14 protein-coding genes and 2 tRNA genes are annotated in these 14830 nt (G+C 32.2%); 11 read left to right on the plus strand and 5 right to left on the minus strand.

The window, feature by feature from the left end:
- The first annotated feature begins 241 nt into the window (after nucleotides 1-241).
- Nucleotides 242-1495: a DUF445 domain-containing protein gene (locus tag EDB96_RS04585; RefSeq protein ID WP_134139417.1), complete on the plus strand. Its 1254-nt coding sequence runs from the start codon at nucleotides 242-244 to the stop codon at nucleotides 1493-1495.
- A 133-nt stretch (nucleotides 1496-1628) separates the two neighbouring features.
- Here the strand turns inward: EDB96_RS04585 and gpmI are convergent, their stop codons facing one another.
- On the minus strand, nucleotides 1629-3146 hold the full coding sequence (gene gpmI / locus EDB96_RS04590) for a 2,3-bisphosphoglycerate-independent phosphoglycerate mutase (protein WP_057117233.1): 1518 nt from the start codon (nucleotides 3144-3146) through the stop codon (nucleotides 1629-1631).
- Between the two features lie 541 nt (nucleotides 3147-3687).
- On the opposite strand from gpmI, the gene EDB96_RS04595 reads away from it, so the two are divergent.
- Nucleotides 3688-4413: a murein L,D-transpeptidase catalytic domain family protein gene (locus tag EDB96_RS04595; protein WP_057117231.1), complete on the plus strand. Its 726-nt coding sequence runs from the start codon at nucleotides 3688-3690 to the stop codon at nucleotides 4411-4413.
- Here the strand turns inward: EDB96_RS04595 and EDB96_RS04600 are convergent.
- Nucleotides 4402-5985: a murein L,D-transpeptidase gene (locus EDB96_RS04600; protein ID WP_134139418.1), complete on the minus strand. Its 1584-nt coding sequence runs from the start codon at nucleotides 5983-5985 to the stop codon at nucleotides 4402-4404. The two genes, EDB96_RS04595 and EDB96_RS04600, sit on opposite strands and share 12 nt — an antisense overlap.
- Nucleotide 5986: 1 nt before the next feature.
- Nucleotides 5987-6424, minus strand: a complete 438-nt coding sequence (locus EDB96_RS04605; protein WP_166669265.1) for a GNAT family N-acetyltransferase — start codon at nucleotides 6422-6424, stop codon at nucleotides 5987-5989.
- 135 nt (nucleotides 6425-6559) lie between these two features.
- On the opposite strand from EDB96_RS04605, the gene EDB96_RS04610 reads away from it, so the two are divergent.
- Together EDB96_RS04610 and EDB96_RS04615 are read left to right on the plus strand one after the other, a co-directional pair.
- A tRNA-Gly gene (locus EDB96_RS04610) sits at nucleotides 6560-6632 on the plus strand.
- Between the two features lie 107 nt (nucleotides 6633-6739).
- A tRNA-Gly gene (locus EDB96_RS04615) sits at nucleotides 6740-6812 on the plus strand.
- A 140-nt stretch (nucleotides 6813-6952) separates the two neighbouring features.
- Here the strand turns inward: EDB96_RS04615 and pepE are convergent.
- Nucleotides 6953-7660, minus strand: a complete 708-nt coding sequence (gene pepE, locus EDB96_RS04620) for a dipeptidase PepE (RefSeq protein WP_134139422.1) — start codon at nucleotides 7658-7660, stop codon at nucleotides 6953-6955.
- Nucleotides 7661-7823: 163 nt separating this feature from the next.
- On the opposite strand from pepE, the gene EDB96_RS04625 reads away from it, so the two are divergent.
- The 7 genes from EDB96_RS04625 to EDB96_RS04655 all read left to right on the plus strand — a co-directional run bounded on the left by EDB96_RS04625 (nucleotide 7824) and on the right by EDB96_RS04655 (nucleotide 13930).
- Nucleotides 7824-8594 carry a carboxypeptidase-like regulatory domain-containing protein gene (locus tag EDB96_RS04625; protein ID WP_134139423.1) on the plus strand — a complete coding sequence of 257 codons (771 nt, stop codon included), beginning with the start codon at nucleotides 7824-7826 and terminating at the stop codon, nucleotides 8592-8594.
- A gap of 16 nt (nucleotides 8595-8610) precedes the next feature.
- Nucleotides 8611-9309, plus strand: a complete 699-nt coding sequence (locus EDB96_RS04630; RefSeq protein ID WP_134139424.1) for a carboxypeptidase-like regulatory domain-containing protein — start codon at nucleotides 8611-8613, stop codon at nucleotides 9307-9309.
- Nucleotides 9299-10054: a hypothetical protein gene (locus EDB96_RS04635; protein WP_057117221.1), complete on the plus strand. Its 756-nt coding sequence runs from the start codon at nucleotides 9299-9301 to the stop codon at nucleotides 10052-10054. The genes EDB96_RS04630 and EDB96_RS04635 overlap by 11 nt, the downstream gene beginning before the upstream one ends.
- Entirely contained in the window at nucleotides 10051-10557 is a 507-nt protein-coding gene (locus EDB96_RS04640; RefSeq protein ID WP_134139425.1) for a DUF6702 family protein, read from the plus strand. The genes EDB96_RS04635 and EDB96_RS04640 overlap by 4 nt, the downstream gene beginning before the upstream one ends.
- Before the next feature lie 65 nt (nucleotides 10558-10622).
- Nucleotides 10623-12866 carry a M1 family metallopeptidase gene (locus EDB96_RS04645; protein WP_134139427.1) on the plus strand — a complete coding sequence of 748 codons (2244 nt, stop codon included), beginning with the start codon at nucleotides 10623-10625 and terminating at the stop codon, nucleotides 12864-12866.
- Nucleotides 12867-13019: 153 nt separating this feature from the next.
- A complete protein-coding gene (locus EDB96_RS04650) occupies nucleotides 13020-13367 on the plus strand; it encodes a twin-arginine translocase TatA/TatE family subunit (RefSeq protein WP_113679888.1) in 348 nt (115 codons plus the stop codon).
- The gene (locus EDB96_RS04655) at nucleotides 13367-13930 is read left to right on the plus strand and encodes a phosphatase PAP2 family protein (RefSeq protein WP_134139428.1); all 564 of its coding nucleotides are present in this window, start codon (nucleotides 13367-13369) and stop codon (nucleotides 13928-13930) included. Before EDB96_RS04650 ends, EDB96_RS04655 begins: the two co-directional genes overlap by 1 nt.
- Before the next feature lie 165 nt (nucleotides 13931-14095).
- Here EDB96_RS04655 and EDB96_RS04660 read toward each other — a convergent pair whose 3' ends face one another.
- Nucleotides 14096-14818: a phytanoyl-CoA dioxygenase family protein gene (locus EDB96_RS04660; protein WP_134139429.1), complete on the minus strand. Its 723-nt coding sequence runs from the start codon at nucleotides 14816-14818 to the stop codon at nucleotides 14096-14098.
- Between the last annotated feature and the right edge of the window lie 12 nt (nucleotides 14819-14830).

The raw sequence follows: 14830 nt of genomic DNA on the forward strand, positions 1-14830 counted from the left end.
AGTTCGCAAAAGTACAATTTTTAATATTATTTTTTAAGTAAAATTTTTCGCCGAAAATTAAGCTTTCTAGCAAGATTTATTTTTTTTTCGCCGCCAATTTCACCAATTTCTACTAATTGAATATTGTTCAATAATTCAGTCAAATTATAATTCGTGTTAATTCGTGCAATTCGCGGCAGACTTTTTTACTTTAATATCTCGCTAAAAAGCCCTAAATTAGTAGTAAAAACGTTTTGTAATCATGGAAACTACTATAGATCAAGATATATCCAAAGTAAAGGCTCTCAAAAGAATGAAGAAAAACGCTTTGTCGCTTTTAGGAGTCGCAGTTTTATTATTTATAATTGCGATTTACTTTAAAATTCCGATGCTGCAGGCTTTTAGTGAAGCAGCAATGGTAGGCGGAATCGCCGATTGGTTTGCTGTTGTAGCATTATTTCGTCATCCATTAGGAATTCCGATTTGGCATACGGCAATTATTCCGACTAAGAAAAACGAGATAGGGGAAAATCTAGGAAATTTTGTTTCAGAAGAATTTTTAAATCGTGAAAAGTTAGAAATCAAACTAGATGAATTCAATTTTGCGACAAAAGCATCAGACTGGCTTTCACAGCATGAAAATGCAGACAAAATTGCGAATGCGGTTGCAGTAAATATTATTCCTGGCATTTTAAGGACAATAAAAGACGAAGACGTCAGGAGGTTTATTCAAGTTCAGTTTAGAGAAAAGATTGAAGGAATAAACTTTGGAAACTGGGTTGCTGTCGCATTAGAGCCTTTGCAGAAGGGAGATTTGAAAAATCAAATGCTTACCAATCTTCTTGAAGTAATGAGCAGCGAATTGACTAATAATAAAGACTTAATAAGACAGAAAGTAAAAGCTTCAACGCCGCTTTTAAGTTTCGGATTGGCTGATAAAAGTATTACAGAAGGTGTCTTTAATGGTTTACAGGATTTTTTAAATGAAGCTAAGAAACCTGAAAGTGCAGTTCGCTTAAAGATTGATGAGTATATTTTTGACTTTTTAGAAAAGGTAAAAAACTCAGAAGAAATGAGAGTGAAAATAAACGATATGATTTTGGGTTTTGTTGGAAAAAAAGAAGTCCAAGACTATATCAATGGAATTTGGGATGAAATAAAACTATCCATAACAAACGATTTAAACAAAGGAGATGAATCTTCTATAAAGAACAGCATTTCAAGTTTAATTCAAACCTTTGGAAACGGAATTCAAGAAGATCCTGTAATGATTGATAAAATCAATAACTTTATTAAAAACGATTTGCTTTCAATACTTTTAAACAATAAAAAGGTAATAGGAGATTTAATTTCGTCAACAGTAAAATCCTGGGACGGAAAAGAAGTTTCGGAAAAATTAGAACTAGAAATCGGTAAAGACCTACAATACATCAGAATCAACGGAACTTTAGTCGGTGGAATTATCGGACTAATAATTTATGGTGTTGAGCAATTGTATCATTATTTTATTGTCTAAGATTATCAAGAAGTGTGCACAGTTTTGTCATTTCGATCCCGAAGCCTCGGGATCGAAATGACAAAAAATGCATAAAAATAAAATAGGCGAATTCTTTAGAATTCGCCTATTTTTATATAAAGAAAAATATTTTCTACAACAATGAATGACAAGTCATAGCATTTGGCTGCTGAATCCCCATTAATTCTAAAATAGTAGGAGCGATGTCACCTAAAACACCATCTTGAATGCTTTTTAATTGTTTGTCAACCAAAATAATCGGCACTGGGTTTGTTGTGTGTGCTGTATTTGGAGATCCGTCAGGGTTAATCATAGTCTCACAGTTTCCGTGGTCGGCAATTACAATTGTAGTGTAATCGTTAGCAAGAGCAGCTTCGATAACTTTTTTAGCGCAAGCGTCTACAGCTTCACAAGCTTTAATAGCTGCCTCCATAATTCCGGTATGTCCAACCATGTCACCATTTGCAAAGTTCAAGCATACGAAATCAACTTCGCCTTTGTTTAATTCAGGAACAAGTGCATCTGCAAGTTCATAAGCACTCATTTCTGGCTGTAAATCGTAAGTGGCAACTTTTGGAGAATTTCTTAAAATTCTAGATTCACCTTCAAAAGGAGTTTCTCTACCACCAGAAAAGAAAAATGTTACGTGCGGATATTTTTCTGTTTCAGCAATTCTGATTTGTTTTTTACCTGCTTTTTCTAAAACTTCACCTAGCGTTTCGGTAATATTATCTTTATTGTAAACTACTTTTACGTTTTGGTACGTCTCGTCGTAGTTTGTCAATGTTACATAATACAAGTTTAGTTTGTGCATGTTTTGCTCGTGAAAATCTTGCTGCGAAAGAGCTTCTGTAAGTTCACGGCCTCTGTCTGTTCTAAAATTAAAGAAAATTACAACATCACCTTCAACAATTGTAGCTAGAGGTTTTTGCTCTTCATCAACGATTACAACTGGAGCAATAAACTCGTCTGTAACTTCATGTGCATAACTGTCAAGAACACTTGCTACAGCATTTGTAGACGGAATTCCTACTCCGTTAACTACTAAATCATAAGCTAGTTTTACACGCTCCCAACGTTTGTCGCGGTCCATTGCATAATAACGTCCAATAATAGAAGCAATTTTTACCGGAGTATCTTTTATATAATCTTCTAAATCGTGAATGTATTTTGCTCCAGATTTAGGATCCACGTCACGCCCGTCAGTAAAAGCGTGAACATACACTTGATCTAAGCCATATTCTTGAGAAGCATCGATTAAGCCGCGAAGGTGTGAAGTATGTGAGTGAACACCACCATCTGAAACTAATCCTAAAAAGTGTACTTTTTTATTGTTGTTTTTAGCATAAGTAAAAGCGTCAATTAAAACTTGTTCTTTTGCTAATGTTTTATGTTCTACCGCTAAGTTTATTTTAGCTAAATCCTGATATACAATTCTTCCGGCACCAAGATTCATATGTCCAACCTCGCTGTTTCCCATTTGTCCATCAGGTAAACCAACATTTAAGCCGTCAGTTCTAAGTTGTGCACTTGGGTAATTTTTGTAAAGACTGTTTATAAAAGGAACATTTGCATTGTCTATTGCAGATACTTTAGGGTCAGGAGATTTTCCCCAACCATCTAAAATCATAAGGATAACTTTTTTGTTCATTACTTTTTTGTTTTCTACAAAGATAAGTCATTTCTAAAATTGGCAAGAAAGCTTTGTTACATTTATGTTTAATAAAATGAAGCTTCATAAAAAATATTAATTTAATTATAGAAGTCTTTATTTTTTAAAATTAATTCACACTAAGCTCTCATTCTAGCTTTATTTTTGACAGCATTGTAGTCAATAAATATTTTGTACTTATCTAAAAAGGTGTTTTTAAAAGTATTAATTGTTTAGAAAATCAATTAATCCTAAAAGTTAAACAAAATATTTTTAGAAGACTAAATCTTCATATTTCTCCAAATGTTATACTTAAATTTTATTAATTTATATAATTACAATTTTTCGAAAGATGCTTTTTGATTATTTGTAGGTAAATACGCGATAAAAATGAATATTTTTTGAAATTCTCCTAATTATTTACTTATAAATTGTTAAAGTTTAAACAAAAAGCGCTTGATAACCTGTGTTTTATTTTGTCAGCAATATATTTTTAATACTTTTGCCTTACCCAAGTTTTTGTTTAACCTAAAGAAATTCAATGATTTACAAAATTTATCCTTTATTTGTGTTTTTGCTATTATCTTTTGGAAAAGATTCAAAAAGCACTGCCGATCTTAAAACGAACGCCGCTGTAAGAACGATTGCTAAAGTCGAAAAAGTTACAGTTGATTCTAAAATCGAAAGCGTTTATAACACTTTAAATTCTAATAACTTTAAAATGCCGGAACTTAAAACTTTCTCGGAAGCTTTAAAAGGATTTTATTTGTTGAAAGAAAAAGGAGTTATCAAGAAAAATATATTAACGCTTATCGATTTCAGTTTATCATCAAACACAAAACGTTTGTGGGTAATCGATTTGACGACTAATAAAATCTTGTTTAATTCACTTGTAGCTCACGGAAGAAATACGGGAGAAGAATTTGCTTCAGCATTTTCAAATCTTAATTCTTCATTCAAAAGCAGTTTAGGCTTTTATGCTACTGGCGAAATCTATCAAGGAAAACATGGTGCTTCTTTACGCTTAGATGGTTTAGAAAATGGTGTAAATGACAATGCCCGCGAAAGAGGTGTTGTTATGCACGGAGCAGATTATGTTTCTGAATCATTTATTAGAGATCACAAAAGATTAGGCAGAAGCCAAGGTTGTCCTGCAGTTCCTGTTGAAATGACAAATGAAATAATTCAATTAATAAAAGACAAATCGTGTTTATATATCTATCATCCATCTAGAAGTTTCGCGATGGAAGAAAGGCTAATTTCTTAATTTAGCATATAAGTCCGAGTCCAAATCATAAATATCAGCTCTAAACAGGAGCTGATTTTTTTTGCTCCATGCTGTCCAGTACCATTGATACAAAGCATATTTTTTTGTGATTTTGAAACTCATTGTTTTTTTAGAAGCAATAATAGTATCAATTCTATCTTGCGGCCAGTTTCCATCTTCGTCCAAAATATGTTTAGCCAATTCTAGCGGATTTTCAACACGGACACAGCCAGAACTCATAGAACGATTGTTTCGTCCGAAAATATTACGGTGATTAGTGTCGTGCAGGTAAACACTATGATGATTAGGAAATAAAATTTTCATTAATCCTAATGAATTAGAGTATCCAGGGCTTTGAACATAACGATATCTATTAGGTTTGTTTTCATTCCACGCGATTGGATCCACAACATTTCCTGACGAATCATATATAGTAATATTTTTTTTAGCTAGATAATTTCGGTTTCGTTTCATCGCAGGAACAACATCTTCTTTTAAGATTGTAGGAGGTACAGTCCATGTCGGATTAAAAACAACTGTTTTTAAATACGAAGTAATAACAGGAGTTCGTCTTTTGCTGGTTCCAACAACAACATTTCTAACTAAAGTAGTGTCTTGATTTTCGACAACATTCAAACTGTAATCAGGAATATTAATGATAAAATAGTTTTCGGCTAATTCGTTTGGATACCATCTCCAGCGTTCCAAATTGGCAATGATTTGTTTTTTCCTTCTTTCTTTAGAATAATTTAAAGCACTAATGGTTCCTGCACCAATAACTCCGTCTGCAGCAAGACCGTGTCTTTCTTGGAATTTTTTAACTGCTTCGAAAGTCTTTTTGTTGTAAATGCTTGTAAGGCTGTCTTTACCAGTCATGTCATTCCAGTACAAAAGTCTTTTTTTAATGTTTATTAAAGCAGGATTAGTGTCATTTAAAGTGATTTTTTTAGCAGATTCAATATTTTTTATATCCTCATCTGGAAAAGTATTTATAATTTCAAGTGCTTTTAAAAGCTGTTTATAGGTTTGCGTTTTAGGCTGGATGTTTTCAACAATACTATCAAGTTTGTTTCTGTTGAAAGCCTTTATTAAAACAGAGTTTATATCAAATACCTTTTCATCCAAATCCCAATTGGTGTAAAGTTTTTTGGGATCTAGCTTTCCTTTGTGTAAATGATTCAGGTATTTTTCAAAATTATAAGTCAGTAAAATATCATAAGTAGCTAAATCAGTATCACTTAGAGAGCTGATTTTGCTTTCGAATTTTTTTAATTGAGATGCTTTGTAATCTTCTGGATCTAAGCCTAATTTATCAGATTTTTCTAGTTGAGATAAAACATAAGTTCTTTTTTCTAGATTTCCCCAAACCGTTTTATTTTCAGATGCGATATAAAATTGTTTCAGGGTTTCGCTTTTAAAAGTGCTTATTGTTGCAGTATCTATTTCAACTTTTCTCTCGTCGGTAAGTATGATTGCTGGCACCGTTTTTTTGATGACAGGACTAGGTTTTGGAGTTTCTTTTTTACACCCCATAAAAATGCATATTACCACTAAAGAGTAAAATTTCTTCATATTATAATTTTTTAAACATCAAATAATGTTCGCCAACATCTTTAATATCAAATGGTTTACCTAGGGGATGATAATTCATTTTTTGATAAAAACCAACAGCGGCTGTTCTGGCGTTAAACCAAATCAAATCAACTTTGTTTTCATTGCAGTAGGTTTCACAATGTATGACTAAAGCTTCGCCAAATCCCATTTTTTGATGCGTTTCTAAAACGGCCATCCCTCGAATTTGAGCTTGATTTTGTTCGGCAAATATAGTGTTGATTTTATTAAATAAGGAAATAATTCCTATTAAATTTTCATTATCAAATAGTCCAAAATGATGTGTAGTCTCAAGGTCATCTCCTTCAAAGATGCAGCTTTCTATAGGTTTTCCTTTTCTTAAAACGGGTTGACGTACTGCATAAGTTTCTTTTGATGTAATTTTTTTAATTGTAATCATGATTTTTTTGAAAAAAATTGAATTTATAACTTTTTAATTTTAAATCAGTTATAAATAATTGTTGATTTTTATTGATTTTTTTTGCGAAAAAGCTTGTTTTGAACTGAACTTTCTTTTTATATTTGCACCACCAATGCGAAAGTAGCTCAGTTGGTAGAGCTCCAGCCTTCCAAGCTGGTTGTCGCGAGTTCGAGCCTCGTCTTTCGCTCTAAAAAAACAGAATCTTTTAGATTTCGTTTTTTTTGTCAAAAGTAAATAATTTTTGATTTTAGTTTTTTTTAAAGATTAAATTATTTATATTTGCACCCTGTTAATGCGAAAGTAGCTCAGTTGGTAGAGCTCCAGCCTTCCAAGCTGGTTGTCGCGAGTTCGAGCCTCGTCTTTCGCTCTTCAAAAGCCTCAAACATTGTTTGAGGCTTTTTTGTTTTTAGGCAATTACGCAAATTACAATGTTTTAAATTCCAAATTCCAAGTTTAAAAAGAGACAAATGCTAAATATTTGGAATTTGAAATTTAAATATTGGAATTTTATTTTAAGTTGCTCAAATCACTTTCGGTTTCTAATTCCTGTGGTGTTTCGTTTTTCTTGAAAAGTCTCGCTTTCAAATCGCCTTTTAGGGTAATTTTTTCTCCCTTAACTTCCAGCCAGCTTCCTTCTCTTAATCCTAAAACCGGAATCGAATTGAACGCATGAAATTCTTTAATTCTTGTTTCGCGAGTTTCTCCCATGTGTTTAGATTGTAAATCGGCATCTAAATAATGCGGATTTAAATTGAAAGGAACTAATCCTAAAGTCTGGAAACTTGGCGGGTAAATAATAGGCATATCGTTTGTAGTCTGCATTGATAAACCGCAAATGTTACTTCCGGCGCTTGAGCCTAAATATGGAGTTCCGTTTTTTACAGTTTCAGAGAGTAACTGCATGATATTGTTTTTGTACAACTGAGTAACTAGTAAAAAAGTATTCCCTCCGCCAGTAAATATTCCTTCTGCATTTTTTACAGCATCTTGCGGATTTTCAAATTCATGAATCCCTTTAACCTCAATATTAATTGATGCAAATGATTCGGCAGCTTTTTGCGTGTATTCTTCATGTGTAATGCCACCAGGTCGTGCGTAAGGAATAAATAAAATTGTTTTGCAGTCTTTAAAATGCTCTTTTAAAGCAGGTAAAAGATATTCTAAGTATTTGCCTCCGTGTAGAGTAGATGTGCTGGCAATAATAATGCTTTTCATGATTTTTTAAACTCAAATTTTGTTTGCTAAAGGTATTAAAAACTCTCTTTTCGTATAATTTTTTATGATTTTAATTAACATATATTTACCAAGTCGTTAATACTAAATTTGGAGGATATTAAGATATTTTTACCTTTTAAGAATATTTTTAATTTATTTCATTTTGTTTCAGAAAATTACTTGTTTTTTAATTGTTGTGATGGTAGGGCAGGCGTGCTTGTCTCAAGTCCAAGATCGTTCTGTTTTTAATGGTAAAATAGCCTCTAATACCTCAGATTTAGAAGGCGTTCATGTGATTAATGCTCAGACAGAAGAAACAGTAACAACAGATGCCTCTGGATCTTTTTCGATTTTGGCAAAAGCCGATGATGTGTTGGTGTTTTCTTCCATAAGTTTTAAAGAAAAAAGAATTATGCTGAAACCTGAGGATTTTACCAATCTTAATTTTTCGGTTAAGCTTAGTATGGTAATGTATCAGCTACAAGAAGTTGTGATAAAACGATATGATAATATTAATGCAGAAAGTTTAGGAATAATTCCTGAAGGCCAAAAAAAATATACAGCAGCCGAGCGAAAACTAAAAACAGCAACCGCTTTGAATGCTACAGCAAATGCTGGAACAATGGCTGGCGGATCTATTTCTGCAGATCCGCTGTTAAATTTCTTCTCGGGAAGAACGGCAATGCTTAAAAAAGAAGTGGCAGTAGAGAAAAAAGAATTTTTTATGAAACTTCTGGAGAATATGTTTAGTTTGGATCATTTTATTGACCGCTTAAAAATTCCAGCAGAATATGTAAAAGGTTTTGAATATTATGCTGTGGAAAATGAAAAATTTACCGTCATTTTGAATTCTAAAAATAAAACTTCTACCGAATTTCTTTTAGGGGAATTAGCGGCAAAGTATAAAGAAATAATTGCGAGTGAAAATAAGTAAAAAAATAACTGTTATAATGCTTTTGATTTTTGTTCAGATTGGTTTTGGGCAAAAAAACAATTCTAAAGAGTTGTTAGGTAGAATAATGGAACAATCAACGCCGATTGAGGGAGTAAATATTATTAACAATACAACTCAGGTTGCAACAATTTCAGATTCTGATGGTAATTTTTCGATTGCAGTAAGAGAAGGAGATGTTTTGGTCTTTTCTGCTGTGAATTTAGATCCGCTTAAACTAAGGATTACAACAGAGGATTTGGCGTCTAATTTACTGGTTGTTAAAATGACCGCAAAAGAGGTGGAGCTGAGAGAGGTTGTTGTGAATGAAAATGCCAATATTACTGCCGAAAATTTAGGTATTATTCCGTATGGACAGAAAAAATATACGCCTGCAGAACGAAAAGTTTATACTGCAAATTCGACTTCTGTCGATAAGCTTTTAAATGCAATTTCCGGGCGGACTGCAATGTTGAAAAAAGAGGTAAATGTTGAGAAAAAAGAAGCCCTTTTTAGAAAATTAGAATACCTTTTTGACGAGAATTATTATACCGAAAGATTGAAAATACCTGTGGATTATATAAAAGGATTTCAATTATTTTGTGTGGAAGATGCTGAATTTGCTGTATCTTTGAATACTAAAAACAAAACAATGAGTATGTTTTTAATCACAGATCTAGCAAGAAAATATCTAACAATTCTCGAAAATGAAAAATAAATTAGGAGTACTCGTTGTCTGCTTATTTTGTCAAATTGTATTAGGGCAAAACGGTTCAAGAAAGCCATTACATGGTCAAGTAATAAATGATTTTCTAGCGATAGAAAGTGGCTATGTAATGAATATTAATGCAAATGTAAGAACATTTATCGGTGCAGGTGGTTTATTTGATATTATGGCTCGCCCAAAAGACACTTTGTTGTTTTCTGGTTTGGCATTTCAATCCAAAAAAATTGTTCTGACAGAAAAAGATTGTGCCGAGGTTCTTTTTAAAATAAAACTTGATTTGGTGAATAATCAGCTTAAAGAAGTTGTTGTTCACAAAGAATTAAAAGTAAAATCATTGCAAGGTGGTTCACAGGGAATAGTGGATATGCAGTTTGAAGATGACAAGCAATCGACAGCCAAAAACACAGCAATGCTCTCTGATCAAACCATTAAATATGGAATGGACTTTGTTCGAATTTTTAAAGATGTTAAAAAGCTTTTAAGCAAAAAAGAAGATGTAAAAGAAGAAGAGGTTACGGATATTGCTTTTGTAGAATATGCTAAAGATAATTTTACAAAAGATTTCTATACCAAAACTCTCGGACTTAAAGAAGATGAAATAGAATTGTTTTTGATGTATTGCTCTAATGATGCAGCTTCGAAACAATTTTTAGAGCCTGATGAAAAATTCCAGTTAATGGATTTTATGGTGAATAAGAATAAAGAATTTAAGAAAGCTGCTGCTGTTCAAAAATGAAAAATAAATTAGTTTACTGTCTGCTGGCAGTTTTGTTTGTATTATCATCTGCATTTACTTTTCATAAATTTTATGTTGGGGTTTTTCAAGTAAATTATGCTGTCGAAAAAAAAATGCTGCAGATTACTTCCCGCATTTTTATTGATGATTTGAACAATGCAATGGAAAAGAAGTATCACAAAAAAACATTCGTGGGCACAAGCAAAGAAACGCAGGCAGATATTGACTTATTAAAAAAATATCTCTCAGAAAATTTTTTGATCAAAGTAAATGGGCAGCCAAAAGCAATAACTTTTTTATCTAAAGAAGTAGAAGCAGATGATGTTATAGTTTGTTACTCAAGGATTAAAGATGTGGAGAAGTTTAAAACATTAGAAATTTCAAACACTCTTTTAGTAGATTGGAATGCAGAACAACAAAACATTACACATATTTCAGCTTTTGATACCAAAAGAAGTGTTCTTTTTACAGAATCTTCAAGAAAAGAAGTGTTAAAGTATTAATGGATTTCTAGAATTATTATTTTAATTGCTATTTTCACAGCCTGATAAATTACCATTAGATTTTTATGAAAAAACTTTCATTATTATTACTTTTTCCTGCAATGTTAGTTGCACAGGAAAAAGCAACAACCACGCCTGTTAGACAGCAGGGAAAATACGATACCAATAAATTTAGCCAGATGTACGATTTGCTGGCAACTCCAAATATGTTTCGTACAGCTTCTGGAGCTCCAGGACCAGCTTATTATCAACAGCAGGCCGATTATAAAATTGATGTTGAATTAGACGATAAAAATTCAAGATTAAGCGGATCTGAAACTATAACCTATTCTAATAATTCGCCAGATAGTTTAGAGTATTTATGGGTGCAGCTGGATCAAAATCAAGCAAGAGCCAATGGTCAGACTTCATTAGCAGAAGGTGAAAAAATCAATCAGGTTTTACCTCTAGATGGTTTTTCGTCTAAATATTTGAAAAAAGATTTAGAGCGCGGTTTTAATATTGAGCAAGTTAAAGATGCTAAAGGAAATGCATTGTCATATACCATCAACGAAACAATGATGCGTATTAATTTGTCTTCACCTTTAAAACCAGGAGAAAAAATCTCTTTCTCAATAAAATGGTGGTACAATATCAATAATTATAGAAAAGAAGGCGGTCGTTCTGGATATGAGCTATTCGAAAAAGACGGAAACAAGCTGTATGTAATTGCTCAATTCTATCCAAGAATGGCAGTTTATAATGATGTTGAAGGCTGGCAGAATATGCAGTTTTGGGGAAGCGGAGAGTTTGCTCTTCCTTTTGGGAACTTTGATGTAAATATTACGGTTCCTGCAGATCACGTAATAGATGCTACAGGAGAATTAATGAACAGAAGCGAAGTATTTACGGCAGAACAAGTAAAAAGATACGAGCTGGCTCAAAAATCATTTGATAAACCAGTGGTTATTGTAACGCAGGCAGAAGCGGAAGCTGCTGAAAAAGGTTTTTCTGAAAAGAAAAAAACTTGGAAATTTAGTGCTAAAAATGTTCGTGATTTCGGAATTGCTTCTTCAAGAAAATTCATTTATGATGCAATGGCTGTAAAAATTGGCAACAGAACTGTTATGGCAGAATCTGTTTATCCAAAAGAAGCAAATCCACTTTGGGGAGAAACTTCTACAATGGTTGTAGCTCATACTTTAAAAAGTTATTCATCTCATACTTTTGATTATCCTTATCCAAAAGCAGTTTCAGTTTCTGCGGAAGATCAAGGAATGGAATATCCAATGATTTGCTGGAACTACGGTCGTCCTGACGAAAATGGCGTAACAAGCAGAGAAGTTAAAAACGGAATGATTGGTGTTATTATTCACGAAGTTGGGCATACTTTCTTTCCAATGATTGTAAATTCTGATGAACGTCAGTGGACATGGATGGATGAAGGTTTAAATTCATTTTTAGAGTATTTAGCAGAGCAGGAATTAGATCCAAATTTCCCTTCTAGAAGAGGACCAGCAAAAAATATTGTTCCTTACATGAGTGGAGATCAAAAGTTTTTAGAGCCAATTATGTCGAATTCAGAGACAATTCACCAATTTGGAAATAATGCTTACGGAAAACCAGCAACTGGTCTTAATATTTTAAGAGAAGTGGTTATGGGAAGAGAATTGTTTGATCATGCTTTTAAAACGTATGCAAACAGATGGAAATTCAAACACCCAACGCCTGAAGATTTCTTTAGAACTATGGAAGATGCTTCGGCAGTCGATCTTGACTGGTTCTTTAGAGGATGGTTTTATTCAACAGATTTTGTAGATATCGGAATTAAAGATGTAAAACAATATTATGTTTCAGATACTCCAACTGCAGATATTAAGGATGTCAAAGTAAGAAAAGGACGTTTTGGATATGAAAAAGGACCTTTTGTTTATTTAGTTTCTGGAGATAATGCAGAAGTTAATCAATCAAAGAAAAAAGCTTTAAAAATTGAAGATTTCAAGCCTTTGGCAGATTATGTAGATCAGACTTTTACAGATGAAGAAAAAGCTAGTATCAAATCGCCTAAATACTTCTACGAAGTTGAATTTAATAAGCCAGGCGGAATGATTATGCCGATTTTAGTTGAGATTACTTATGAAGACGGTTCTAAAGATAGTTACCAATATCCAGCACAAATCTGGAGAAAAAGTAACGAAACGGCTAAAAAAGTGTATGCTACAACAAAAGCAATTAAGAGTATTCAAGTCGATCCAAAACTGTTAACAGCAGATATCGATGTTACCAATAATTCTTGGCCAAAAGTTGAGACAAAGTCAAAATTTGACTAAACTAATAAATGATAATTAAAAGTTCATCAGGTTTGTAAAAGCTTGATGAACTTTTTCTTTTTTATTAAAATACATTTTAAAGGACTTTTTAAGTTAATTTTAAAACTCTACGCTGCAAAATTTAATATCTTTGCGACAACAAAAATAAAAGTTATGTTTGGTATAGGAGGAGGAGAATTAGTTTTTATACTGTTTATTGTACTAATGCTTTTTGGTTCTGATAAAGTACCAGAAATTGCACGCACGATGGGTAAAGCTATGGCTCAATTAAAAAATGCGACTAATGATATTAAAAGTGAAATTCAAAAGGGAGCAGAGGCTAATGGTCTTGACTCTAAATCTTTGACGGATATTACTGGAAATATTAATGCAGAAATTAATAATGCAAAATCTAATATACTTGGAGAAAATGGAAGTCTCTTAGGAGATACAGCCAATGAAATCGACAAAGTAAAAGAAGATATTGATACCATTTCCGGACCTATTAAACGCCAAAGATAATGCTTGAAAAAATACAGGAATTAGATACAAATCTATTAATATATCTTAATGGACTTGGTTCTGAAACATACGATAAATTTTGGCTTTTCATTACCGATCAGTTGCATTGGACGCCACTTTTTTTATTGTTTTTTTATCTTATTTATAAAAAAATAGGTGGCAAACAAACTTTGTATCTATTGCTGTTTGTAGCAATTTTGATTGCTTTTACAGATCAAACCTGTAATTTATTCAAACATACTTTTCAACGCTTACGTCCTTGTAATAATCCAGATTTAGCTTCGATTATTCGAATTGTACAGGTTAGAAAATCATATAGTTTTTTCTCTGGGCATGCGGCAAATACAATGGCTGTTGCGACTTTCTTGTTTTTAGTTTTAAAACGTCACTTCAAATATTTTGGGTTGTTATTTTTATGGCCTTTAGTTTTCGCTTACAGCCGTATTTATTTAGGATTGCATTATCCTGGTGATATTCTAGCAGGGTATTTCTTCGGAGCGCTTTTTGGATCTTTACTTTATTTAGTGTATAGAAAATTAAAACCGCAATATTTCCCAGGATAGTTCTTTTTAAGGTTCTCAAATTCTAAGGAACTATCCCGAGACTGAGCTCTTAAAATTATATGAATTCTATCCTTAGCTGAAGATAATTAGGTTTAAAAGAAAAAGGCTTTAGCCAAATACTTACTGTATTTTCGCTAAAGCCTTTTTCTTTTTTTAATATATGAATTAATTTTTATAAATCATTTTTTCGCTCCAATCTAATCCTTCGGGAAGTTGTTGTCTACTGAATTCTATGTGAATAACTCTTCTTCGTTCGTTATTTGTAGTTTTATTCGAAGCATGAAATAATAATGGTTTCATGATCATTATTCCGCCTTTTTCAACTTCGCAAATCGTTTCTTTTTCAGTCTCAAAATTTAGGTTTTCAATTCTCAGAATTCCTTTCGAATGCGAATTATTGATCACCTTTAAAGCTCCATTATTCTTTGTAGTTTTATCAATATGAATTCTGATCGTGAAATTATCTTCTAAAATTTCTTTCGGAGGCTGAACAGCAAATTGATTTTGTTTTAAAGTCCAATTTTCAAAATTTTCAACCTCAATTTTTTGGTCAACAGAAATGGTCAAATCTTGATGATATGCCACAAACCAATTTGATTTTTCAGGCTTGTCAAAATATATGGATTTGGTTATGAAATATCCTTTTCCAAAATTAGATTCAATAATTTTTTTAAAATTTTCATTAAAAATAAAGTCTAATATCTCAGGTATTTCTTTGTGAAACTGTCTAATAGCAAATAAATCTTGAGACTTTCTAAAAGTAGCATTGTCAGAATCATTTTTGGTTTTATTTTCAATTAATGAAATTAGTTTATCGATCTCTTTTTCAGCGTAAACATTATTTATTATTGTAAAACCTTCAGAATATATTTCTCTTGAATTATTCATTTTGAAAACTAA

It is taken from the genome of Flavobacterium sp. S87F.05.LMB.W.Kidney.N (assembly GCF_004366435.1).
Taxonomy (GTDB): domain Bacteria; phylum Bacteroidota; class Bacteroidia; order Flavobacteriales; family Flavobacteriaceae; genus Flavobacterium.

Coding starts and splice junctions, on each gene's coding strand:
- EDB96_RS04585 (WP_134139417.1), top strand. CDS start 242: ATGGAAACTACTATAGATCAAGATATATCCAAAGTAAAGGCTCTCAAA.
- gpmI (WP_057117233.1), bottom strand. CDS start 3,146: ATGAACAAAAAAGTTATCCTTATGATTTTAGATGGTTGGGGAAAATCT.
- EDB96_RS04595 (WP_057117231.1), top strand. CDS start 3,688: ATGATTTACAAAATTTATCCTTTATTTGTGTTTTTGCTATTATCTTTT.
- EDB96_RS04600 (WP_134139418.1), bottom strand. CDS start 5,985: ATGAAGAAATTTTACTCTTTAGTGGTAATATGCATTTTTATGGGGTGT.
- EDB96_RS04605 (WP_166669265.1), bottom strand. CDS start 6,424: ATGATTACAATTAAAAAAATTACATCAAAAGAAACTTATGCAGTACGT.
- pepE (WP_134139422.1), bottom strand. CDS start 7,660: ATGAAAAGCATTATTATTGCCAGCACATCTACTCTACACGGAGGCAAA.
- EDB96_RS04630 (WP_134139424.1), top strand. CDS start 8,611: ATGCTTTTGATTTTTGTTCAGATTGGTTTTGGGCAAAAAAACAATTCT.
- EDB96_RS04635 (WP_057117221.1), top strand. CDS start 9,299: ATGAAAAATAAATTAGGAGTACTCGTTGTCTGCTTATTTTGTCAAATT.
- EDB96_RS04640 (WP_134139425.1), top strand. CDS start 10,051: ATGAAAAATAAATTAGTTTACTGTCTGCTGGCAGTTTTGTTTGTATTA.
- EDB96_RS04645 (WP_134139427.1), top strand. CDS start 10,623: ATGAAAAAACTTTCATTATTATTACTTTTTCCTGCAATGTTAGTTGCA.
- EDB96_RS04650 (WP_113679888.1), top strand. CDS start 13,020: ATGTTTGGTATAGGAGGAGGAGAATTAGTTTTTATACTGTTTATTGTA.
- EDB96_RS04655 (WP_134139428.1), top strand. CDS start 13,367: ATGCTTGAAAAAATACAGGAATTAGATACAAATCTATTAATATATCTT.
- EDB96_RS04660 (WP_134139429.1), bottom strand. CDS start 14,818: ATGAATAATTCAAGAGAAATATATTCTGAAGGTTTTACAATAATAAAT.